Raw genomic sequence first — 19,488 nt, 5'->3', positions numbered from 1 at the left:
TCTTTCACAAATTTTGTCGAATTTGGTAGACTAGAGAATGTGAAAAATAATTGGTTATATGAGGTGCAGGATGGGAAAAGAAAAATGGTGTTATATTAACTCTGGTCAATGTTCACCGGCATTTAATATGGCGTTAGATGAATGTTTGTTAAATTGGCAAAGTGACAAGAAAATGCCACCAACAATTCGTTTTTATGAATGGGAAGTACCAACATTAACAGTTGGATATTTTCAACGTGTTGAAAAAGATATTAATATGGATGTAGTTAACGAAAAGAAATATGGATTCGTTCGTCGTCAAACAGGCGGCAGGGGGGTACTACATGACAAAGAGTTAACGTATAGTGTTATTGTGTCTGAAGATCATCCGAACATGCCGAAAACAGTTACAGAAGCGTATCGTGTTATTTCGCAAGGTTTATTAGATGGTTTTAAGGCATTAGGGTTAGAAGCCTATTATGCAGTTCCAAAAACAGAAGCAGATCGTGAAAATTTAAAAAATCCACGTTCAGGCGTATGTTTTGATGCACCATCTTGGTATGAAATTGTAGTGGAAGGACGAAAAATTGCTGGTAGTGCTCAAACACGTCAAAAAGGTGTTATTTTACAGCATGGATCGATTCCATTAGAAATTGATTTAGATGAACTATATGATCTATTTTTATTCCCAAATGAACGTGTGAAGGAACGTATGAAGAGTATGTTCTCTTCTAAAGCAGTAGCAATTAATGAATTAACAGACCGTACATTTACGATAGAACAGTTAATTAAAGCGTTTGAAGTTGGCTTTGAAGAAGGATTAGATATAGAACTTGTTCCATATGAATTAACAGAAGAACAGTTACATGAAGTTCAAACGTTAGCGAAAGAAAAGTATGAAAGTAATGAGTGGAACTATAAAAAATAAGAGATGGCAATTGCCATCTCTTATTTTTTATAGTAAATTAAGTACTTTTTCTACTTTGATTCCTTTATCTTGTAAAGAACGAAGGCGACTTACAACGTCCATAATTTCTTTGTCAAATGTAACGCTAATACCTTGGTTTTGTAGTTCTTCTTTTAAGTTTTCAATAGAATCATCTATGTCGATGCCAAGCTCGTAATCTTGACAAACTTCAATTGTCTTTTTCACGAGTTTAACATAATTTTCTTGTAGTTTTGAATTTGTTTCAGTCAAAGCAGGCTGCTTCGGTTTTGCAGGAGCAACCGGTGCTGTCTCTTGCTTTGTAACTGGAGTAGGGACTGCTTTTTTCACAGGCGCTGGAGTTGCTAGTTCTACAGCTGCTTCTACGCTTACTGGCTTCGGTGTCGGTACCGGAGTAGGCTTAGGAGCAGGTGTTTCCACCCGCGTAACAGGCTTAGGAGCAGGTGTAATTGCTTTTGGAGCTTCTACAACTACTTCTTTTTTCGGTGCTGCTTCTACCCGTGTTTCTTCTTGCTCGGCAGCTTCTTTATTTTCTTTACTCCACATAACGCGTTCAATTTCTAGAGAAACATTGTTTTTGTTCATCGCTGTTAATGTAACTTTACCAACTTCAGCGTTTCCAGTGAAATCAACAATTTTATAAATAACACTCTTGTTCCAATCCACGTTTCCGCTCAAAAATAATTCTTCGTTACATTTCGGCGTCAAGCCCTCGATTTTAATTTCTGCGTTTACACCGTTTTCACTATATACCATAATTAGCGAAGCATTTACATCTTCGTCTGCTAACATTAGTTCACGTACCATTTTGCCGGTGCGTACTTGCGTTTTCTTCTTAACTGACATCTAATTTCTCCTCTCAAAAATTCAGTAATAATAAAAAAATCGTATAACGAAAAATAATTGCTCACGAAGATTTATGATACCGATAATAAAAGCATCACGTCAACAATTAACTTTAATTATTTTGCATTTTTCTTATTTTCTTTATGAAATTTTTCAATTTGTAAAATTAGACAGAAGAAAAAACAGCCTTTTGAAGGGCTGTTAAAAATTTGATTTTTTATATAGTAATTTATATAAAATAAAAAATAAGATAGCAATTAAAGCATTTTGCCAAAAGTTTAGATGATAAATGAGATAAGGTTGCTTTTGGAAATAAATATTTAAGAATACAGCGGAACAAAATGGAGTAGCAAATGCGAATCCAAATAGAATTCTTCTTTTCCAATTCATTTTCTGATTAAATGAGTAACGCTTTAATAAATATAAAATAAATAGTATACCTAGTATAATTATTGAAACAGACAAAGTAGTTCCAAGGATGCTAAAAGGCGGACTTGATAATGTATTGTTTTTTTCAAAGAGAAACATAAAAAATGAAATAATTGCATTTATGCCAAACTGTATAGCAAGAAGTAAGCTAACAACAAAACCGATTAAAGAAGTTTTTTCTAATTTTGTTTGGGCTGGTAAAGCTATAAGTTCATCGCAATAAGATTGTAAATCACTACCGAAAATGTCATAAGCGCTTTTATTTTCTGTTTGTGCTTCGATGAGGTGATCTAATATTTCTAGTAACAGTTCCTCCATTTGTTGCTCAGGTACGTTTGATATTCGAAGATATACTAACATATCGCCATAAGCAGCTTCGTTTTCGGAAGTTAGAAACTCACGTTTTTTATTATTCAATTCAATCATGTCTTGTGCATTCATCCCTATCACTCCCCCTGTAATAAGTTATTTACCGTAGTAGAAACCATTCCCCAACTTTGTTTAAATTCTTCAAGTTGTTCTAACCCTTTATCGGTTACGTGATAATATTTTCGCTTTGGACCGAGTGAGGAAGCTTTTAATGTTCCTTCGATCAATTTTTCTTTTTGCATACGTAATAATAAAGGGTAGATGCTTCCTTCGCTTACGAATGTAAAGCCATGTTTATTTAATTTTGTGCTCAGTTCATATCCGTACACTTCTTCTTGTGAAATGATGTATAGGATGCAACCTTCTAGTACACCTTTTAACATTTGGCTGTGCATGATTTCACCACCTTTTACTCAGGTAACTTGCGTTGCAAGGTAGCTGTTATCCAAATTATAACATCCAGTAACTTGCAATGCGAGTTACTGAAGTGGAAAACTTTAATGTGTTTTAATTTTTCCGCGTTCCTCATACTAACAAGAGGAGGGAAGCGTATGAAACCATTTATGCCAAAACTCGTTTACTTTGAACCGAAGGCACTTGAATATCCACTTGGAAAAGAGCTTTATGAGAAGTTTACGAAGATGGGATTAGAAATTCGTGAAACGACATCACATAATCAAATTAGAAATTTGCCAGGAGAAAATGATTTGCAAAAGTATCGTAATGCAAAGGCTACACTTGTTGTTGGAGTAAGGAAGACGCTAAAGTTTGATACGTCAAAACCGTCAGCTGAATATGCAATTCCGCTCGCAACAGGGTGTATGGGACATTGTCATTATTGCTATTTGCAAACGACACTTGGGAGTAAGCCTTACGTTCGTGTGTATGTCAATCTTGATGAAATATTTGAGAAGGCAAAGCAATATATGGATGAAAGGGCACCTGAAATAACAAGATTTGAAGCAGCGTGTACATCAGACATTGTTGGGATTGACCATTTAACACATGCATTAAAGCGGGCGATTGAATTCATTGGAGAAAGTGAACATGGGCGCTTACGTTTCGTAACGAAATATTCGCACGTTGATCATTTATTAGATGCAAAACATAATGGGAAAACTCGTTTCAGGTTTAGTATAAATTCACGATATGTAATTAAAAATTTTGAACCAGGGACATCGCCGTTTGAGGAGCGAATAGAGGCGGCGCGTAAAGTAGCAGGTGCAGGTTATCCACTTGGTTTTATAGTCGCGCCACTTTATATGCATGAAGGATGGGAAGAAGGATATCGTGAACTATTTGAGCGACTGTACAATGCGCTGAAAGATATGACGATACCAAATTTAACGTTTGAATTAATTCAGCATCGTTTTACGAAACCAGCGAAAAAGGTTATTCAAGAGCGTTATCCAAATACGAAGCTTGAAATGGATGAAGAGAAGCGAAAGTATAAATGGGGCCGATATGGTATCGGAAAATATGTATATAAAAAGGATGATGCAACAGTATTGGAAGAAACGATAAGAGGTTATATAAATGAGTTTTTCCCTAATGCCGAAATACAATATTTTACTTAAGGGGAGTCTGTATGCAAATACAGATTCTTTTTTGTTTTATATATTTAGGCTCGTTTCCACCTTGTCACGTTATTCTTTCTGGTGTATCATTTTATTGATTGCTTCGTACGGAATAAGCAAAATGAACTTGGATGGAGGAAACCGATGCCTACCCCTAGTATGGAAGATTATATTGAACAAATTTATTTGTTGATTGATGAAAAGGGTTATGCCCGCGTATCTGATATTGCTGAAGCGCTTAGTGTACATCCATCCTCTGTAACAAAAATGGTGCAAAAATTAGACAAAGATGAATATCTAATTTATGAAAAATATAGAGGGCTTGTATTAACAACAAAAGGTAAAAAAATCGGAGAACGTCTCGTATATCGTCATGATTTGCTAGAGCAATTTATGCGTATTATCGGTGTGGATGAAGGTAAAATTTACAATGATGTAGAAGGAATTGAACATCATTTAAGTTGGGAAGCGATTGATCGCATTGGTGATTTAGTGCAATACTTTGAACAAGATGCAGTCCGAGTGGAAACACTTCGCGGTGTTCAAAGAGCAAATGAAGAGAAAAGTAATTAAGGGGAACGTATGGCGTTTCCTTTTTTATTTCAATTCGAAAAGGATGGGAGAATTATGAAAGCAATTATTTTTGATTTTGATGGATTAATTGTGGACACAGAAACGATATGGTTTCACTCTTTCAGAGATGCTGTTCGTGAATACGGCGGGGAACTACCTTTAGAGGAATTTGTGAAATGCATTGGAACAACAGATGAGGTACTTTATGCATATTTAAATGATCAATTAAAAGAGAATTTTAACAAAAGTGCATTAAAAGAAAAAGTGGCAACTTTACATAAAGAGAAAATGAAAATACCAAAAGCTCGTGACGGGGTAAAAGAATATTTAGAAGAAGCGAAAGAAATGGGATTAAAAATCGCACTAGCTTCTAGTTCGTCTAGAGAATGGGTTATTCATTTTTTAGAAGAACTACAAATTCGAGAATATTTTGAAGTAATTAAAACGAGAGAAGATGTTGAGAAGGTAAAACCAGATCCAGCTCTTTATCGAGTTGCAATAGAAGAATTAGGAATTAAGCCGTCTGAAGCTGTTGTATTTGAAGATTCATTAAATGGATTGAGAGCAGCAGTTGCAGCGGGATTAACGTGCATTGTGGTACCCAATGATGTGACGCGGAATTTACCATTTGAAAATCATCATCTTCGAATTGAAAGTATGAAAGAGAAAAGTTTAAAAGAAGTGCTTCAAAGTATAAAAAAAGACCGTACTTCCTAAAAGGAAGCACGGTCTTTCTTTTTGCTTTTTTTGCCTTCAATGACAGTTAAATGAGACTGTTTTCTTTTTCGTTTCAAAGTGGAAGAATTCCCTTTTTTAATTTTGTCATTAGAAGTATTTGACTTAAAGAAAGAATTGCCTAGGGGTGCTACATTTTGTTTCCCATGTTTGCGGTTCGATTGTTTTGCCGCACGCTTATATGAGCTTTGCGAATTTGCAGAACCACTGGAATTTGTAAACATCTTGTATAGCAAGTAAAAGATACCGACAACAAGTAACATGTACCCGATATTTCTTAATACACCCATGGGATTTGTAATAACAGATGAAACAAGGCCGAATATTGCCAATCCGATAATAAGCACAAATATAGCGAAAGTAAACGAACGACCGTTCATAAGGGACACCTCCTAAAAACGTATATTAAAATTAGTATATTAACGATGAGGAAAGGAGTTGAACACCATTTTTAAATAATTATTGTTTGTTCTCTAAACGTAATAATTCTTCAAACGATGCAATTGCTACTTCCACTTGGTCATCTGTTGGTTCTTTCGTTGTTAATAGTTGTAGCCATAACCCAGGATATCCAAGTACGCGTAATACGGGAATATCTCTTAATCGATTTGTAAATTGCAATACTTCAAAAGAAATACCAAGTACAACTGGAATTAATAAAATTCGGTTTATAACTCGTGCCCAAAGAGGGTCTGTAGGGACTAGGAAATAAACGAACATTCCAATAATGACTGTAAATATAATAAAGCTACTGCCGCATCTATAATGGAGACGAGTTTGCTTTTGAACGTTTTCTACAGTCAGAGGAAGGTTATTCTCGTAAGCATTGATTACCTTATGCTCTGCACCGTGATACTGAAATACCCGCTTAATAAGTGGGGTTAAAGAAATAAAGTATATATAGCTCAATAATAGCATGAGCTTAATGACACTTTCGACAATGATTTGCCCAGTATGAGATGGGAAAATCGGTCTCGTTAATTCAGCTAATAGTGCAGGAACTGCTGTGAAAATGACTTTACCGAATATAAAAGATAAAACGCCAACAGCTGCAACTCCTAATACCATCGTTAATTTTGATTGTTCTTCTTTTTTATTTGCAATTTGTTCATCATCTTCTGGGTGGACGTCAAATCGTTCTGAAGCGAAGTTTAAATGCTTTGCTCCATTCGCACTTGCATCCACAATAGCGGCAATCCCTCGTAAAAATGGAATTTTTTTTAGGGTAGATAGTACTTTATTACGAACGCGTGGTAATCGATAAAATTCAATCGATTTATCTTTACGACGAACCGCTGTAACAGTATATTCTCTACCGCCAAACATAACTCCTTCTATGACCGCTTGCCCGCCATATATTTGTTTTGACTCTTCTGCCATGTTAACACCAACCTGTATTTGTTTCTCTCTTATGTAGAAAAAGAGGCAATTGTCATACTGGGTTCTGTCGTTTTGAAATAAGACAATCACCGAGTTTCCTTTATTTTATCGGCAAATACAAGTAGATGACAAGTGAAAATGTTATGAGAGTCGGACATTTCTTATTCTTTTTATAGACAAATTTCGCAGTATTTAAACATGCTTCAAAATAGTTTCGGGCATACTATTGAGCGGAGGTGTTGATGTGAGTCAAGAACAATTAGGAACAAGGAATTTTGTGCAGATTGGTTTGTTTGGTGGAATCTTTTGGGGCGGAATATGGTATTTCCTTCATATATTTTCATTCACGGAGGCGGGACCAAATTATTTCCTTTTACCATTTGCGTTTGGAAGTTGGAAAGAGGGTGTATGGGGCAATGTGTCCGGAATAGTGTGTATGGGACTTCTTTCAATTTTGATTGCCTTTTTGTATAAAGCATTTTTTGCGAAGTTTGAAGGGATTATAGCGGGAATTATTTATGGGCTATTTTGGTGGGCACTACTGTTTTTGGGGATGGGTTTAATGGCTCCTGCTATTAAAAGTGCACTCCATTTACCGAAAGAAACAATTGTGACGACCATATGCATTTTTATATTGTATGGTGTGTTTATAGCCTACTCTGTTTCTTACGCAGTAAATACCAATAAGGCCGAGCGAGAAGGGGAAGAGAAGACAAACTATTCAAATAAGTAACTCCTATGTTAAAATGTTGTATAGACATTTAATAATAAGGAGTTTTAAGCATATGAAAAAGGTACTCCTCGTAAACGGTCCTAACCTAAATCGCCTTGGTGTTCGTGAGGTAAATGTATATGGAAAGGGCACGCTAGCGACACTTGAAGCTGATATGAAGCAAGAAGCAGAAACAATGGGAGTGGAGTTAGAATGTTTCCAATCGAATCATGAAGGTGCGATTATCGATCGTATTCATGAGGCGGAAGATATATATGAAGGGATCATTTTAAATCCTGGAGCATTTACACATTATAGCTATGCGATTCGAGATGCAATTGCGAGCATTTCGATTCCTGTTATTGAAGTACATATTTCTAACATTCACCAGCGTGAGTCGTTCCGTCATGAATCTGTGACGGCAGCTGTTTGTGCGGGACAAATTGTTGGATTTGGTTTTTATGGCTATAAGTTAGCGTTATTTGCATTAATGGAGAAATTGAGGGAGGCATAAAGTAATGGAGAAAATCGAAAGATTACGAAGTGCATTTGATGAGGCTGGTATTGACGGTATTTTGTTAACAAATGAACATAGTCGTAGATATATGGCTAACTTCACAGGAACAGCTGGTGTTGTTCTTATTTCAAAAGATCGTGCTCAATTTATTACAGATTTCCGTTATGTCGAGCAGGCAAGTAAACAAGCGGTTGGATATGAGATTGTGCAGCACGCAGGATTGATCATTGATGAAGTGGCAAAGCAAGTGAAAGAGCTTGGAATTCAAAAGCTTGGTTTTGAGCAAGATACTCTTACATATAGTTCTTATTCAGTGCATAAGGAAGCGATTGATGCTGAATTTATCCCGACTTCTGGCCTTGTAGAAAAGTTACGCTTGATAAAGACTGATTCAGAGATTAAGATATTAAAGGAAGCTGCACAGATTGCAGATGCTGCCTTTGAGCATATTCTATCATTCATTCGCCCGGGAGTATCTGAAATTGAAGTGTCAAATGAACTTGAATTTTTCATGAGAAAACAAGGAGCAACATCTTCTTCGTTTGATATTATCGTTGCTTCAGGTCTTCGTTCGGCATTACCGCACGGCGTGGCATCTGAAAAAGTGATAGAAACAGGAGATTTCGTTACATTAGACTTCGGCGCTTATTATAAAGGATATTGTTCTGATATTACTCGTACGATTGCAGTTGGTGAACCATCGGATAAATTGAAAGAAATTTATAATATCGTTTTAGAAGCACAACTACGTGGTGTGAACGGTATTAAAGCTGGTTTAACAGGCCGTGAAGCGGATGCGTTAACGCGCGATTACATAACGGAAAAAGGATACGGTGAATACTTCGGACACTCTACTGGCCATGGAATCGGTCTTGAAATCCATGAAGCACCAGGTTTAGCGTTCCGTTCTGATACAGTTCTTGAACCAGGTATGGCTGTAACAGTAGAACCAGGTATTTATATTCCAGGTATTGGCGGCGTACGTATTGAAGATGATATCATTGTAACAAGTGAAGGTAATGAAGTAATTACGAAATCACCAAAAGAACTTATTATTTTGTAACATACAGGAGGATTTTTTTACATGATTTCAGTAAACGATTTTCGTACAGGTTTAACAATTGCAGTGGATAATGGCCTTTGGCAAGTACTTGATTTCCAACACGTAAAGCCAGGTAAAGGTGCTGCATTCGTTCGTTCTAAACTACGTAACCTTCGCACAGGTTCTGTTCAAGAGAAAACATTCCGTGCAGGCGAGAAAGTAGAAAAAGCACATATCGAAAACCGTCGTATGCAATACTTATACGCAAGCGGTGAGGCTCACGTATTTATGGATAACGGAACTTATGAGCAAATCGAACTTGGTGAAAACCAAATCGAGCGCGAGCTTAAATTCCTAAAAGAAAACATGGAAGTAGCAATCATGACTTACCAAGGCGAAGTACTTGGTGTTGAACTTCCAAACACAGTTGAATTACAAGTTACAGAAACAGAGCCTGGTATTAAAGGTGATACTGCTTCTAACGTAACAAAACCAGCTACATTAGAAACTGGTCTTGTTGTACAAGTACCAATCTTCATTAACGAAGGCGAAATGCTTATCATCAACACTGGTGAAGGTAAATACGTTTCTCGTGCATAGTAGAAAAGCACTCGTGATAATTCACGAGTGCTTTTTTATAGGAAATAGGGTAGATAGTAAATAGCTGTTATTATAAAACTGACTAAAACAAGTGAAAGAGTACCCATAATAGATGGAGTCAAAACAATTTGAAATGGTTTTATTTCGCCAGTCTCAACGCCAGTTAATGTTTTACTTATTGCGTGATCTGTAATGTTATTTCTATGGTTACTCATAATAATTAACCACATAATTGCAAATATTGCTAAACTACCAAGGAAAAAGGTCTCTATAAATGACCAACCGACCAATAATGAAAAAAGATAAATAAGAGCTAATTCTACTACAACGGTTAAACTAACTTTCAATGCCTTCATATTTTTCCTCCTCATTCTGTAATTTCAACCAGTTTAAAAAATTTTCACGTGACACGACATGCAGAGAGCAAGGTGACTTTACTTCTTTCTCTAGTGCAGCGTGTTCGTCTGGAAACTTGTTTTCCACATGCAATGAAATATAAGGTAGTTTTTCTTGTGCTTTTAATGAGCGGATATTATTCGTTTTAGCACCAGCAAATACGTAGGAAAGTTGTAAGTCTAAAAAGGCTATTTTAAAGATTTCTTTTTTAGCAGCCTCGTTATAGCCTTTTCCCCAGTACGGATAGCCAAGCCAACTACCAATGTGAGATTGCTTCTTCTCATTATTAATATGTTTAAGTGTGGTGAGGCCAATTATTTCATCCTCTTCATTCACAATCATTCTCGATAAGGATTTCTTTTGACGTTCTTCTTCTATTGCAAAAAGAAGAAATGCTTTCGTATCTTCGATGTTTTCTACCGTTATCCCCAATGCATTTTTTATATGTAGATCATTTGATAGCTCGAAAATCACATTTGTATAGCATAAATCTAGTGGTAATAAAGTGACGTGCTGCATGGTTTATACCCCTTTTAAACTAAATGTACCATAATATACCATGAAATAATATGAATATTCAGATTGTAATTCAGACTTTAGAGAAAAATTATGTTTTTACTTCTGAAATAGACAACCTCTGCATATGGTTGTACAAATATATTCTTTTTTAGAATACGAAGTTAGTAACTGTTACGGGAGAAGGTGGAAGAATGAAACAGTGGCTAGCGGCAATGGAAACATCTGTGCTTGTTATGGGAGCACTTCGATTATTTTCAGGTAGTGCGGAGATATTTGCTGCTTTGCTTATGCTTTATGTGAATGATGCGAAGAAAGCGTTGTTTATAAATGGTATGTTGGCGTTTGTTGGACCTACCGTATTAATTTTAACAATGACAATTGGGATAGCGAGTGTAGCAAGTGAAATTTCTTTCTTGAAGCTCTTTTTTCTAGCGCTTGGAATTTGCTGTATTTTTATCGCATTACTGAAATAGTAAGTCGAGTATAGTGGGGAGAAGCCGATGAAAGAGGTATTAGAAGTTTTACCAAAAACGATGAAGTACTTAATTGAAGAATGTAAGCAATACGATGCTTTAGAGGAAATTCGTGTTCGAATTGGAAGGCCGCTAGAGTGTATTGCACACGGAAAGGTGTTTTTTTATGACTATATTACTACTGCAGAGGATGCTATTTACTTATTGAATAAGTTAAGTCAATTCTCAATTTATACGATGGAAGAGGAATTAAAACGTGGGTATGTGACGCTTCGCGGGGGGCATAGAATCGGGTTAGCAGGAAAAGTCATTACAGAAAAAAGCGCAGTGAAAATGATTCGTGATGTCTCTTCCTTTAATATTCGTATTGCTCGTCAAAAAATAGGGATTGCTGAACCGCTTTTGCCATATTTGTATGAAAAAAGGTGGTTAAACACGATGGTAATTGGCCCTCCCCAAACAGGAAAAACGACACTTTTAAGAGATGTAGCACGTTGCATGAGTCAAGGGGTAAGTGCTTCGGAAATTCCTTCCTGTAAAGTGGGGATTGTTGATGAACGGTCAGAAATTGCTGGCTGTGTGAAAGGGATCCCGCAATACGATTTTGGTACCCGAGTCGATGTGTTAGACGCATGTCCAAAGGCAGAAGGAATGATGATGATGATTCGTTCTATGAGTCCTGATATTTTGATCGTAGATGAAATTGGCCGTAAAGAAGATAGTGAAGCAATTATGGAGGCAGTGCATGCAGGTGTTCAGCTTTTTATAAGTGCACACGGATTTTCCTATGAGGATGTTGTGAGACGTCCATCGCTCAAGGCAGTGCTAGAGCTTGGTATATTTGATAGGTTTGTGGAGTTGTCAAAAGCGAGGGGTCCAGGAACGGTTATGCAGGTGAAAGATAAATATGGAAAACCAGTGTTATCAAATAGAAAGGCTGAGGGCGTATGGTGAAAATATTTGGTGCAGTGTTAATCGTTGCGGTCAGCACCTTTTTCGGGTTTTCGTACGCTAAAAGATACAGTGAGAGGCCTAGGCAACTTAGGTTATTAAAATCAGCACTTCAATCATTAGAGGCAGAAATTATGTATGGACACACACCTTTATCTGAGGCTGCCGAGCGATTAGTTAAACAAATGCCAAAGCCATTAAATTGGATATTTCAAAGTTTCGCTAAAAAACTAGAAAGTGGAGAACAAACAGTAAGGGAAGCTTGGATAGATAGTTTGAAAGAGAATTGGAAGTTGACGGCTTTTCAACAAACCGAGTATGAAATACTGCAGCAATTTGGTGAAACTCTCGGGCAACATGATCGTGAATCACAACAAAAACATATTCGCTTATGTATTACACATTTGGAGAGAGAAGAAGAGGAAGCAAAAGCTTTACAACTGCAATACGAAAAAATGATCAAGAGCTTAGGGGTACTAGCAGGGCTACTAATTGTAATTTTACTGCTATAGGGGGGAGAAAGGCGATGTCCATTGATGTTGGATTAATATTTCAAATCGCCGGAATCGGCATTGTTTTAGCTTTCATTCATACTGTACTAAAAGAATTGAAGCGTGAGGATATTGCAAATTGGGTTATCCTTGTCGGTTTTGTCGTCATTTTATTTCATGTTGCATTTTTAATTAATACGCTATTCGACAAGATTAAAAGTGTCTTTCTCTTCCAGTAAAGGAGGCGGTTCGAATCGAAATTATACAAATTGTCGGATTAGGCCTCGTTGCTACGTTTTTAGCTGCTGTTTTGAACCAGCATAAATCTAGTATTACATCTTTATTTATTGTGTTCGTAGGCAGTGTGATGTTTCTTATTTTAATCGATCAAATTCATTCTATTTTACAAATGATTGAGAGAGTAGCGAGTGAAGCGAAAGTTAGTAATGTCTACGTGGAAACGTTACTAAAGATTATTGGAATTGCTTATATTGCTGAGTTTGGAGCTCAAATCACAAAAGATGCTGGTCAAGGTGCCATCGCTTCGAAAATTGAACTTGCTGGGAAAATCTTAATTCTCGTTATGGCAATTCCTATTTTGACGGTTGTAATTGAAACTATTCTCGGATTTTTACCGACAGGATAAGGGGGAGTGAATGTTGAGGAGGTTTGGAGCTAAGCTGCTATTTGCTTGCTTCCTTTTCTTTTCTTTACCGGTTGTTGTACAAGCTTCTCCTGTAGAAACAAACGTCGTTGATCAACAATTGGATAAGCTCGGAATTGAAGATGTGAAGCAATTTTGGGACGGGCTTGTTACAAAATATGGAGGCTATTTGCCAGAGAGTCAAAAAGGGAGTTTTATGGAGTTTGTAAAGGGAGAAAAAGAATTCTCTCTAAAAGAGTGGATGATAGGGTTATTAAAATATTTATTTCATGAGCTTGCAGCTAATGGAAAACTGCTTGGCACACTCATTATGCTCACAATCTTTAGTGCATTGTTGCAATCACTACAATCTGCTTTTTCAAAAAGTAGTGTAAGTAAAATTGCTGATGCTGTTGTATATATGGTACTTATTATTTTTGCTTTGAATAGTTTTTATGTCGTTATGACATATGCAAGAGAAACGATACAAACAATGGTAGATTTCATATTAGCGCTATTGCCAATTTTATTGGCGCTTATAGCGACTGGTGGCGGGGTTGTATCTGTATCTTTCTTTCATCCGATTATCATTTTCTTAATGAATACAAGCGGGCTTCTTATGAATTATATCGTTCTACCGCTTTTATTACTGGCAACGATATTAAGTATTGTAAGTACAATGAGTGATCAATATAAAGTTACGAAATTGTCCAAGCTTCTGCAAAACGTTAGCGTTGGGATTATCGGTATCTTCTTAACGATTTTTTTAGGAGTATTATCTGTACAAGGAACAGCGACAGCCGTTGCTGATGGAATAGCTGTGAAAACTGCTAAATTTGTAACAGGAAACTTCATTCCAGTAGTTGGAAGGATGTTTACCGAAGCGGCAGATACTGTTATTAGCGCATCAGGATTATTGAAAAACACAGTCGGAATTATTGGGCTCGTCATTTTATGCTTAATTGTTGCTTTTCCTGCGATTCAAATTTTCTGTATTGCATTTATTTATAAATTTGCAGCAGCAGTATTGCAACCGGTTGGCGGCGGAGCAATTATTCAATGTTTAGACATTATTGGACGAAGCATCATTTACGTATTTGCTTGCTTAGCTATCGTATCATTTATGTTCTTTTTAAGTATTACAATTATTATTGCTGCGGGGAATATTACACTTATGATGCGATAGGAGGTGAAGAGTATGCAATTTGTTACAGAGTGGATCAGAAATATTATCGTTTTTTTGCTCTTAGCAACAATGCTTCATCTTATTCTTCCAAATTCGAATTTGCAAAAATACGTTAAATTCGTTGTAAGTCTTTTGTTAGTCGTATTAATTTTAACGCCTCTTTTTAAACTATTGCAGACAGATATAAATGAAGTAATTGCAAATTTTAATGAAGAAAAGTACGTAGCAGAAGGATCTGTAAAAAATTCAATAGATTCGAAGAAAAAAGAAATACAAGCTCTAACACGTGCATATAGTTTAGAAGAGATGGCTACCAAAATGAAAAAAGAAGTAGGAAAAGAGTTTGAGAAAAAGTATGGTATGACTGTCTCCGAAATACAAATAGTCGCAGCAGAAAATACAGAAGAAGTAAAGTCAGCGAAAGATATTCAATCTGTTGTTGTGACGTTGAAAGAAAAAGAACGTAGTAAAAATGATGCAATTGAAACAGTAAAGCCAATTGAAATTAACACGAAAGAGCCTCCAAAAAAAGTGGAAGAAACGAATGGAGAAATGAAAGATTTCTTTTCAAGCAGGTGGCAACTAGAGAGTAAACAAATCCAAGTTCAAATGGAAGGGAGGACAGGTAGAGTAAATGGACAATAAAGATAAAAATTCGAAGTTCTCATTTTTTCGAAACTTATTGAATGGGAATCAAAAAGAAAGCAACGAGAAGGGTAAAAAGGTAACACCTAAGTTTTTACTTGTCCTACTCATACTTGGAATTTTGCTTATGTTTTCTAGTAGTCTCTTTTCAAGTAAAAAAGAAGAAGTACCTGTATTTAAAGAACAAAAAACTCAAAACCAAGAAAAAGACGTACCAACTTTCGGACAAAAAAGTAATGATAGTATGTCAAATGTAGAAAAATATGAAAAAGCGTATGAACAAGAATTAAAAACTGCTTTAGAAGAAATAGCAGGAGTAAAAGACGTAACGATTAAAGTGAATTTAGATTCATCTGAAGAAAAAATTTTAGAAAAAAATACAGTGAAACGCTCACAAACAACAGGTGAAACAGATAAAACAGGCGGTAAGAGAGAAGTAGAGGACGAGTCTCTTGATGAAAAGACTGTCATTATACGTGAAGGGGATAAAGAAACTCCTGTTGTTTTACGAACAGAGAAGCCGAAAGTACGTGGTGTTCTTGTCGTAGCAAAGGGAGTGGATAATATACAAGTTAAAGCAATGGTAAAAGAAGCTGTGATAAGGCTGCTAGATGTACCGGCCCATCGCGTTTCAGTTTCACCGAAAAATTGATAGGGAGGAAATAAAGTGTTAAAAAAACAAACAGTTTGGCTATTAACGATGTTAAGTTTAGTTGTTGTACTATCTGTGTATTACGTGACAACTCCTGACAAAATGAATACAGCATCGCCAGCAACAGGTGAAAAGATTGGACAAGAAAAACAAGGTACTGATAAAGCGGTAACAAACGAAGCGCCTAAAGAAACTCCGAAAAAAGAAAATACAAGCAAGGAAACAACAAATAAAGAAACAGACAAAAAAGAAACAAGTAAAAAAGAGGGTAATGTATCAGTTCAATCAAGTGATGAGAATTTCACAGCTTTACGTATGCAAATGGAAGATCAGCGTAGTGAAGAGAAAGCAAAATTACAAGAAGTGATGAATTCTTCGAAATCTTCAGCGACAGAAAAGAGTAAAGCGAAAGATAACTTTGATGCAATCACTACAATGGAAACGAAGCAAGAATTACTTGAGACAGTAATTAAATCTCAAGGAGGATATCCAGATGCTCTTGTAAGAGCTGATGGTACTGATATTAGAGTAACGGTTAAAGCGGCAAAACATTCACAGAAAGAAGCAAATAAAATTATTCAACTTGTAAGAAGTGAAGGTGGATCAAAAGATGTAGGTGTGAAATTTGATCCACCACCGAAATAAGTGAAACTTTAATCCGTAGGGATTTCCCTGCGGATTATTATCTTTTACTAAGCAAAAGGTATGCAAATAGTAAAATAGAGTATGTAAGTAAGCGTGTGAATAGAAAAAAGCTATCATTTTCGATAGCTTTTTTCTATTTCGTCTTTGTATTTATTTTTATTATGTTCAACTCGGAATGGAGAAACACGTTGTGAGTAAAAGATTAATGGTTCATGGTACTGATGATTACTTTTTCCGGATTTGACGTGGATGAAAAGAACGCATGCCCAAACGATTACGGCAGGTAAAAAGAGAATGAGCCATATCATATTTCCACACCTCGACACAATATATTTCCACACCTCGACACAATATATTTTCTACACCTTGAACATACTATTCTTATATGAAGGAATGATGAACGGCGTGTAAACAAAAAAATAATATTTGGTAAAAATATATTATTGACTATAGATGTGGTGAAGAGTGGAGAGGGAATGGCATGTTTGCTGTGTAACGTTTTGAAAAAGTAGTGAATGTTTTTTAAGAAGTGGTCTTGCCAATTTCATGTGAAACTTGGTATTATTACTAGGTATTAAATTTTTGTTGGAATAATATTTTTACAGGAGTTTCGATTTATTATAAAGAAATATAAATTGGAATGTTTAAAAAATTTATCGTAAGATGGAAATAGTAAATATTTCTATTAGTTAATGAAATATATTTTCTAATAGAATACATCGTATTTTTACAGTCAATCTAGTTTTCGTGACGAGAATCTGTAAAAACGGGACAAACAAGAGTATGGGAGTGGATTTTACATGTTTAAAATTCAAGAAGTTCGCGAATTAATTAAATTAATTGATAGCTCTAATATTGATGAATTTGAATACAAAAAAGACGGTACAACAATCAAAATGAAAAAGCGTGGTAATGAAGTTGTTGCTGTGCAAGCACCTGCAGCAAAACAAGCTATGCAACCAGTAGCGCCTGTTGAAGTTGAAACGAAAGTAGCAGCAGCGCAAGCAGAAGCACCAAAACAAGAAGAGAAGAAGGCTGTTCAAAATGAAAACCTACATAAAATCACATCACCGATGGTAGGTACATTCTATTCTTCTTCTTCGCCTGATACACCTCCATATGTAAGTGTTGGGGATAGAGTATCGAAAGATTCTATCGTATGTATTGTCGAGGCTATGAAGTTATTTAACGAAATTGATGCTGATGTAGAGGGCGAAATTGTTGAAATTCTTGTTAATAACGGACAGCTTGTTGAGTATGGACAACCGCTATTTCTTGTAAAAGCGTAATAAGGGAGTCTTTGTGATGATAAAAAAAGTATTAATAGCCAATCGTGGGGAAATTGCTGTACGAATTATTCGTGCTTGTAAAGAAATGGATATTGAAACAGTTGCAATTTATTCAGAAGCAGATAAAGAGTCACTTCACGTACAGATTGCAGACGAGGCGTATTGTGTAGGACCAACGATTTCGAAAGAAAGCTATTTAAATTTGACAAACATTATTAGCGTTGCGAAGTTAACAGGCTGCGATGCTATTCATCCGGGATACGGATTTTTAGCAGAGAATGCAGATTTCGCAGAGTTATGCCGTGAATGTAACTTGATTTTTATCGGTCCAAGTCCAGAAGCTATTTCAAAGATGGGCACAAAAGACGTTGCTCGTGATACAATGAAAGAAGCAGGGGTTCCGATTGTACCAGGTTCACAAGGGATTATTAAAAATACCGAAGAAGCGATCGAGCTTGCTAATCAAATTGGATATCCAGTTATTATTAAAGCGACTGCAGGTGGCGGCGGAAAAGGTATTCGTGTTGCACGCCATGAAGAAGAGCTTATAAAAGGAATTCAAATTACACAGCAAGAAGCTAGTACCGCTTTTGGGAACCCTGGTGTATACTTAGAAAAGTACGTTGAAGATTTCCGCCATGTTGAGATTCAAATAATGGCAGATACACACGGAAATGCCATTCATTTAGGAGAGCGTGATTGTACAATTCAGCGCCGTTTGCAAAAACTATTAGAAGAAAGTCCATCACCTGCACTTGATGAAGATATTCGCAAGCAGATGGGTGAAGCGGCAGTTAAAGCGGCGGTAGCGGTTGATTATACAGGTGCTGGTACGGTTGAGTTTATTTATGAATATAAAACGAAAACCTTTTATTTCATGGAGATGAATACGAGAATTCAGGTTGAGCATCCGGTTACTGAAATGGTAACGGGAATGGACTTAATTAAAGAGCAAATTCTTGTTGCTTCAGGAGAAAAGTTATCGTTACAGCAAGAAGAAGTACAATTTAATGGTTGGGCAATTGAATGTCGAATTAATGCGGAAAACCCTGCCAAAAAATTTATGCCATCTCCAGGTAAAGTAGAAATGTACTTACCACCAGGAGGATTTGGTATTCGCGTCGATTCAGCTGTATATCCGGGATATTCAATCCCACCTTTCTATGATTCGATGGTTGCTAAATTAATTGTTCACGGAAAAACACGTGAAGAGGCAATTGCAAAAATGAAGCGCGCACTTAGTGAATTTGTCATTGAAGGCGTACATACAACAATCCCGTTCCATTTGCAATTGTTAGATCATCCTGATTTTGTAAAAGGTGAGTTTAATACGAAGTTTTTGGAAGAGCATGAACTTGTGACGCAGTGATACATTAAAGGAGGTTTTTTTCATGGCTGAACATATGTTAGATATGGGTCAAGATACAACTCTTGGTAAAGTAGAAATTGCACCAGAAGTAATTGAAGTAATTGCAGGTATTGCAGCTGCTGAAGTAGAAGGTGTAGCGGCAATGCGCGGTAATTTTGCTACAGATGTTGTTGAGAAGTTAGGTAAGAAAAATCATGGTAAAGGTGTAAAGGTTGAATTAGCAAACGAAGATATTATCGTTGACCTTTATGTTGTAATGTATTTTGGTGTAGCAATTCCAGTTGTTGCACAAAAGATTCAAGACAATATTCGCCAAGCACTCTTTACAATGACAGGACTTGAGCCAAAAGAAGTGAATGTTCACATCGTTGGCGTAACATTCGAAACACAAAAAACAGAAATCGAACCAGTGTAAGAATGAAAAGGTGCCTAGTAACATAGGCATCTTTTTTATCGTTTCATTTCTTCACAAATTACAACCCTCTAATTATTATACTATTTCAAAAAATAAGAAATAAACAAGA

Annotated in this window: 28 protein-coding genes; 20 read left to right on the top strand and 8 right to left on the bottom strand. The window is 36.2% G+C overall.

The window, feature by feature from the left end; translation table 11 throughout:
* Positions 1–70: 70 nt before the first annotated feature.
* The gene (locus F3I02_RS12830; RefSeq protein WP_000514065.1) at positions 71–907 is read left to right on the top strand and encodes a lipoate--protein ligase family protein; all 837 of its coding nucleotides are present in this window, start codon (positions 71–73) and stop codon (positions 905–907) included.
* A 27-nt stretch (positions 908–934) separates the two neighbouring features.
* Here the strand turns inward: F3I02_RS12830 and F3I02_RS12825 are convergent, their stop codons facing one another.
* The 3 genes from F3I02_RS12825 to F3I02_RS12815 all read right to left on the bottom strand — a co-directional run bounded on the left by F3I02_RS12825 (position 935) and on the right by F3I02_RS12815 (position 2,964).
* A complete protein-coding gene (locus tag F3I02_RS12825; protein WP_196478041.1) occupies positions 935–1,771 on the bottom strand; it encodes a hypothetical protein in 837 nt (278 codons plus the stop codon).
* Between the two features lie 201 nt (positions 1,772–1,972).
* Positions 1,973–2,641 (bottom strand): DUF1129 family protein, encoded by a 669-nt coding sequence (locus F3I02_RS12820; protein ID WP_196478040.1) that lies wholly within the window; start codon positions 2,639–2,641, stop codon positions 1,973–1,975.
* Between the two features lie 5 nt (positions 2,642–2,646).
* Positions 2,647–2,964 (bottom strand): PadR family transcriptional regulator, encoded by a 318-nt coding sequence (locus tag F3I02_RS12815; protein ID WP_000556083.1) that lies wholly within the window; start codon positions 2,962–2,964, stop codon positions 2,647–2,649.
* A gap of 156 nt (positions 2,965–3,120) precedes the next feature.
* Here F3I02_RS12815 and splB point away from each other — a divergent pair, with 156 nt between their 5' ends.
* The 3 genes from splB (at position 3,121) to F3I02_RS12800 (ending at position 5,436) form a co-directional block, all read left to right on the top strand.
* Positions 3,121–4,146 (top strand): spore photoproduct lyase, encoded by a 1,026-nt coding sequence (gene splB, locus F3I02_RS12810; RefSeq protein WP_000802101.1) that lies wholly within the window; start codon positions 3,121–3,123, stop codon positions 4,144–4,146.
* Between the two features lie 144 nt (positions 4,147–4,290).
* On the top strand, positions 4,291–4,719 hold the full coding sequence (mntR, locus tag F3I02_RS12805; protein ID WP_001143082.1) for a transcriptional regulator MntR: 429 nt from the start codon (positions 4,291–4,293) through the stop codon (positions 4,717–4,719).
* A 54-nt stretch (positions 4,720–4,773) separates the two neighbouring features.
* A complete protein-coding gene (locus F3I02_RS12800; RefSeq protein ID WP_196478039.1) occupies positions 4,774–5,436 on the top strand; it encodes an HAD family hydrolase in 663 nt (220 codons plus the stop codon).
* Here the strand turns inward: F3I02_RS12800 and F3I02_RS12795 are convergent.
* A complete protein-coding gene (locus F3I02_RS12795; RefSeq protein WP_001014460.1) occupies positions 5,433–5,834 on the bottom strand; it encodes an SA1362 family protein in 402 nt (133 codons plus the stop codon). The two genes, F3I02_RS12800 and F3I02_RS12795, sit on opposite strands and share 4 nt — an antisense overlap.
* A gap of 79 nt (positions 5,835–5,913) precedes the next feature.
* Positions 5,914–6,834: a DUF1385 domain-containing protein gene (locus tag F3I02_RS12790; RefSeq protein WP_000807121.1), complete on the bottom strand. Its 921-nt coding sequence runs from the start codon at positions 6,832–6,834 to the stop codon at positions 5,914–5,916.
* Positions 6,835–7,078: 244 nt separating this feature from the next.
* Between F3I02_RS12790 and F3I02_RS12785 the strand changes: the two genes are divergently transcribed.
* Genes F3I02_RS12785 through efp form a run of 4 tightly spaced genes read left to right on the top strand, consistent with a single transcriptional unit; the run spans position 7,079 to position 9,705 of the window.
* Positions 7,079–7,567 carry a YqhR family membrane protein gene (locus F3I02_RS12785; RefSeq protein WP_000076884.1) on the top strand — a complete coding sequence of 163 codons (489 nt, stop codon included), beginning with the start codon at positions 7,079–7,081 and terminating at the stop codon, positions 7,565–7,567.
* A gap of 52 nt (positions 7,568–7,619) precedes the next feature.
* Positions 7,620–8,060, top strand: coding sequence for a type II 3-dehydroquinate dehydratase (gene aroQ / locus F3I02_RS12780; RefSeq protein ID WP_000757087.1), 441 nt, complete (start codon positions 7,620–7,622; stop codon positions 8,058–8,060).
* A 4-nt stretch (positions 8,061–8,064) separates the two neighbouring features.
* Positions 8,065–9,126, top strand: coding sequence for a Xaa-Pro dipeptidase (gene pepQ, locus F3I02_RS12775; RefSeq protein WP_000411038.1), 1,062 nt, complete (start codon positions 8,065–8,067; stop codon positions 9,124–9,126).
* A gap of 21 nt (positions 9,127–9,147) precedes the next feature.
* Positions 9,148–9,705, top strand: coding sequence for an elongation factor P (efp, locus tag F3I02_RS12770; RefSeq protein ID WP_000626510.1), 558 nt, complete (start codon positions 9,148–9,150; stop codon positions 9,703–9,705).
* Between the two features lie 35 nt (positions 9,706–9,740).
* Here the strand turns inward: efp and F3I02_RS12765 are convergent, their stop codons facing one another.
* Complete coding sequence (locus tag F3I02_RS12765; protein WP_000645695.1) at positions 9,741–10,061, bottom strand: hypothetical protein; 321 nt, start codon at positions 10,059–10,061, stop codon at positions 9,741–9,743.
* Positions 10,042–10,620 carry a GNAT family N-acetyltransferase gene (locus F3I02_RS12760; RefSeq protein ID WP_001164982.1) on the bottom strand — a complete coding sequence of 193 codons (579 nt, stop codon included), beginning with the start codon at positions 10,618–10,620 and terminating at the stop codon, positions 10,042–10,044. The genes F3I02_RS12765 and F3I02_RS12760 overlap by 20 nt, the downstream gene beginning before the upstream one ends.
* A gap of 191 nt (positions 10,621–10,811) precedes the next feature.
* On the opposite strand from F3I02_RS12760, the gene F3I02_RS12755 reads away from it, so the two are divergent.
* The 9 genes from F3I02_RS12755 to F3I02_RS12715 are packed head-to-tail and all read left to right on the top strand — an operon-like array spanning position 10,812 to position 16,306.
* Positions 10,812–11,093: a YqhV family protein gene (locus F3I02_RS12755; RefSeq protein WP_000816050.1), complete on the top strand. Its 282-nt coding sequence runs from the start codon at positions 10,812–10,814 to the stop codon at positions 11,091–11,093.
* 27 nt (positions 11,094–11,120) lie between these two features.
* Complete coding sequence (gene spoIIIAA / locus F3I02_RS12750) at positions 11,121–12,047, top strand: stage III sporulation protein AA (RefSeq protein WP_000665905.1); 927 nt, start codon at positions 11,121–11,123, stop codon at positions 12,045–12,047.
* Complete coding sequence (spoIIIAB, locus tag F3I02_RS12745) at positions 12,041–12,556, top strand: stage III sporulation protein SpoIIIAB (RefSeq protein WP_000238702.1); 516 nt, start codon at positions 12,041–12,043, stop codon at positions 12,554–12,556. Before spoIIIAA ends, spoIIIAB begins: the two co-directional genes overlap by 7 nt.
* 14 nt (positions 12,557–12,570) lie before the next feature.
* The gene (gene spoIIIAC / locus F3I02_RS12740; RefSeq protein ID WP_000020914.1) at positions 12,571–12,774 is read left to right on the top strand and encodes a stage III sporulation protein AC; all 204 of its coding nucleotides are present in this window, start codon (positions 12,571–12,573) and stop codon (positions 12,772–12,774) included.
* Between the two features lie 23 nt (positions 12,775–12,797).
* Complete coding sequence (gene spoIIIAD / locus F3I02_RS12735) at positions 12,798–13,181, top strand: stage III sporulation protein AD (protein ID WP_077393170.1); 384 nt, start codon at positions 12,798–12,800, stop codon at positions 13,179–13,181.
* Between the two features lie 10 nt (positions 13,182–13,191).
* Complete coding sequence (gene spoIIIAE / locus F3I02_RS12730; protein ID WP_000946110.1) at positions 13,192–14,364, top strand: stage III sporulation protein AE; 1,173 nt, start codon at positions 13,192–13,194, stop codon at positions 14,362–14,364.
* A 12-nt stretch (positions 14,365–14,376) separates the two neighbouring features.
* Positions 14,377–15,009 (top strand): stage III sporulation protein AF, encoded by a 633-nt coding sequence (spoIIIAF, locus tag F3I02_RS12725; RefSeq protein WP_001161027.1) that lies wholly within the window; start codon positions 14,377–14,379, stop codon positions 15,007–15,009.
* Entirely contained in the window at positions 14,999–15,661 is a 663-nt protein-coding gene (spoIIIAG, locus tag F3I02_RS12720) for a stage III sporulation protein AG (protein ID WP_061654470.1), read from the top strand. Before spoIIIAF ends, spoIIIAG begins: the two co-directional genes overlap by 11 nt.
* Before the next feature lie 15 nt (positions 15,662–15,676).
* Positions 15,677–16,306: a SpoIIIAH-like family protein gene (locus F3I02_RS12715; RefSeq protein WP_196478038.1), complete on the top strand. Its 630-nt coding sequence runs from the start codon at positions 15,677–15,679 to the stop codon at positions 16,304–16,306.
* A 113-nt stretch (positions 16,307–16,419) separates the two neighbouring features.
* Here F3I02_RS12715 and F3I02_RS12710 read toward each other — a convergent pair whose 3' ends face one another.
* Positions 16,420–16,614 carry a hypothetical protein gene (locus F3I02_RS12710; RefSeq protein ID WP_000638001.1) on the bottom strand — a complete coding sequence of 65 codons (195 nt, stop codon included), beginning with the start codon at positions 16,612–16,614 and terminating at the stop codon, positions 16,420–16,422.
* A gap of 492 nt (positions 16,615–17,106) precedes the next feature.
* Between F3I02_RS12710 and accB the strand changes: the two genes are divergently transcribed.
* The 3 genes from accB to F3I02_RS12695 are packed head-to-tail and all read left to right on the top strand — an operon-like array spanning position 17,107 to position 19,379.
* The gene (gene accB / locus F3I02_RS12705; protein WP_000472859.1) at positions 17,107–17,595 is read left to right on the top strand and encodes an acetyl-CoA carboxylase biotin carboxyl carrier protein; all 489 of its coding nucleotides are present in this window, start codon (positions 17,107–17,109) and stop codon (positions 17,593–17,595) included.
* A gap of 16 nt (positions 17,596–17,611) precedes the next feature.
* Positions 17,612–18,964 (top strand): acetyl-CoA carboxylase biotin carboxylase subunit, encoded by a 1,353-nt coding sequence (gene accC / locus F3I02_RS12700; RefSeq protein WP_000592870.1) that lies wholly within the window; start codon positions 17,612–17,614, stop codon positions 18,962–18,964.
* 22 nt (positions 18,965–18,986) lie between these two features.
* Entirely contained in the window at positions 18,987–19,379 is a 393-nt protein-coding gene (locus F3I02_RS12695) for an Asp23/Gls24 family envelope stress response protein (RefSeq protein WP_000807630.1), read from the top strand.
* The last annotated feature ends 109 nt before the right edge of the window (positions 19,380–19,488 follow it).

The organism is Bacillus sp. SRB3LM, from assembly GCF_015712745.1.
In the GTDB taxonomy this organism is placed as follows: Bacteria; Bacillota; Bacilli; order Bacillales; family Bacillaceae_G; genus Bacillus_A; species Bacillus_A thuringiensis_K.
Note: the sequence above shows the minus strand (reverse complement) of the source record. Positions and strands in the feature narration are given on the sequence as shown.

What these genes read in the sequence shown, in the direction of transcription:
- spoIIIAG (WP_061654470.1), top strand. Translation starts at nt 14,999, where the DNA reads ATGGACAATAAAGATAAAAATTCGAAGTTCTCATTTTTTCGAAACTTA.
- efp (WP_000626510.1), top strand. Translation starts at nt 9,148, where the DNA reads ATGATTTCAGTAAACGATTTTCGTACAGGTTTAACAATTGCAGTGGAT.
- F3I02_RS12755 (WP_000816050.1), top strand. Translation starts at nt 10,812, where the DNA reads ATGAAACAGTGGCTAGCGGCAATGGAAACATCTGTGCTTGTTATGGGA.
- F3I02_RS12800 (WP_196478039.1), top strand. Translation starts at nt 4,774, where the DNA reads ATGAAAGCAATTATTTTTGATTTTGATGGATTAATTGTGGACACAGAA.
- aroQ (WP_000757087.1), top strand. Translation starts at nt 7,620, where the DNA reads ATGAAAAAGGTACTCCTCGTAAACGGTCCTAACCTAAATCGCCTTGGT.
- F3I02_RS12795 (WP_001014460.1), bottom strand. Translation starts at nt 5,834, where the DNA reads ATGAACGGTCGTTCGTTTACTTTCGCTATATTTGTGCTTATTATCGGA.
- spoIIIAA (WP_000665905.1), top strand. Translation starts at nt 11,121, where the DNA reads ATGAAAGAGGTATTAGAAGTTTTACCAAAAACGATGAAGTACTTAATT.
- F3I02_RS12815 (WP_000556083.1), bottom strand. Translation starts at nt 2,964, where the DNA reads ATGCACAGCCAAATGTTAAAAGGTGTACTAGAAGGTTGCATCCTATAC.
- F3I02_RS12790 (WP_000807121.1), bottom strand. Translation starts at nt 6,834, where the DNA reads ATGGCAGAAGAGTCAAAACAAATATATGGCGGGCAAGCGGTCATAGAA.
- pepQ (WP_000411038.1), top strand. Translation starts at nt 8,065, where the DNA reads ATGGAGAAAATCGAAAGATTACGAAGTGCATTTGATGAGGCTGGTATT.
- F3I02_RS12710 (WP_000638001.1), bottom strand. Translation starts at nt 16,614, where the DNA reads ATGATATGGCTCATTCTCTTTTTACCTGCCGTAATCGTTTGGGCATGC.
- F3I02_RS12825 (WP_196478041.1), bottom strand. Translation starts at nt 1,771, where the DNA reads ATGTCAGTTAAGAAGAAAACGCAAGTACGCACCGGCAAAATGGTACGT.
- mntR (WP_001143082.1), top strand. Translation starts at nt 4,291, where the DNA reads ATGCCTACCCCTAGTATGGAAGATTATATTGAACAAATTTATTTGTTG.
- spoIIIAE (WP_000946110.1), top strand. Translation starts at nt 13,192, where the DNA reads ATGTTGAGGAGGTTTGGAGCTAAGCTGCTATTTGCTTGCTTCCTTTTC.
- F3I02_RS12765 (WP_000645695.1), bottom strand. Translation starts at nt 10,061, where the DNA reads ATGAAGGCATTGAAAGTTAGTTTAACCGTTGTAGTAGAATTAGCTCTT.
- spoIIIAB (WP_000238702.1), top strand. Translation starts at nt 12,041, where the DNA reads ATGGTGAAAATATTTGGTGCAGTGTTAATCGTTGCGGTCAGCACCTTT.
- spoIIIAF (WP_001161027.1), top strand. Translation starts at nt 14,377, where the DNA reads ATGCAATTTGTTACAGAGTGGATCAGAAATATTATCGTTTTTTTGCTC.
- accB (WP_000472859.1), top strand. Translation starts at nt 17,107, where the DNA reads ATGTTTAAAATTCAAGAAGTTCGCGAATTAATTAAATTAATTGATAGC.
- splB (WP_000802101.1), top strand. Translation starts at nt 3,121, where the DNA reads ATGAAACCATTTATGCCAAAACTCGTTTACTTTGAACCGAAGGCACTT.
- F3I02_RS12830 (WP_000514065.1), top strand. Translation starts at nt 71, where the DNA reads ATGGGAAAAGAAAAATGGTGTTATATTAACTCTGGTCAATGTTCACCG.
- F3I02_RS12695 (WP_000807630.1), top strand. Translation starts at nt 18,987, where the DNA reads ATGGCTGAACATATGTTAGATATGGGTCAAGATACAACTCTTGGTAAA.
- spoIIIAC (WP_000020914.1), top strand. Translation starts at nt 12,571, where the DNA reads ATGTCCATTGATGTTGGATTAATATTTCAAATCGCCGGAATCGGCATT.
- F3I02_RS12760 (WP_001164982.1), bottom strand. Translation starts at nt 10,620, where the DNA reads ATGCAGCACGTCACTTTATTACCACTAGATTTATGCTATACAAATGTG.
- F3I02_RS12820 (WP_196478040.1), bottom strand. Translation starts at nt 2,641, where the DNA reads ATGAATGCACAAGACATGATTGAATTGAATAATAAAAAACGTGAGTTT.
- accC (WP_000592870.1), top strand. Translation starts at nt 17,612, where the DNA reads ATGATAAAAAAAGTATTAATAGCCAATCGTGGGGAAATTGCTGTACGA.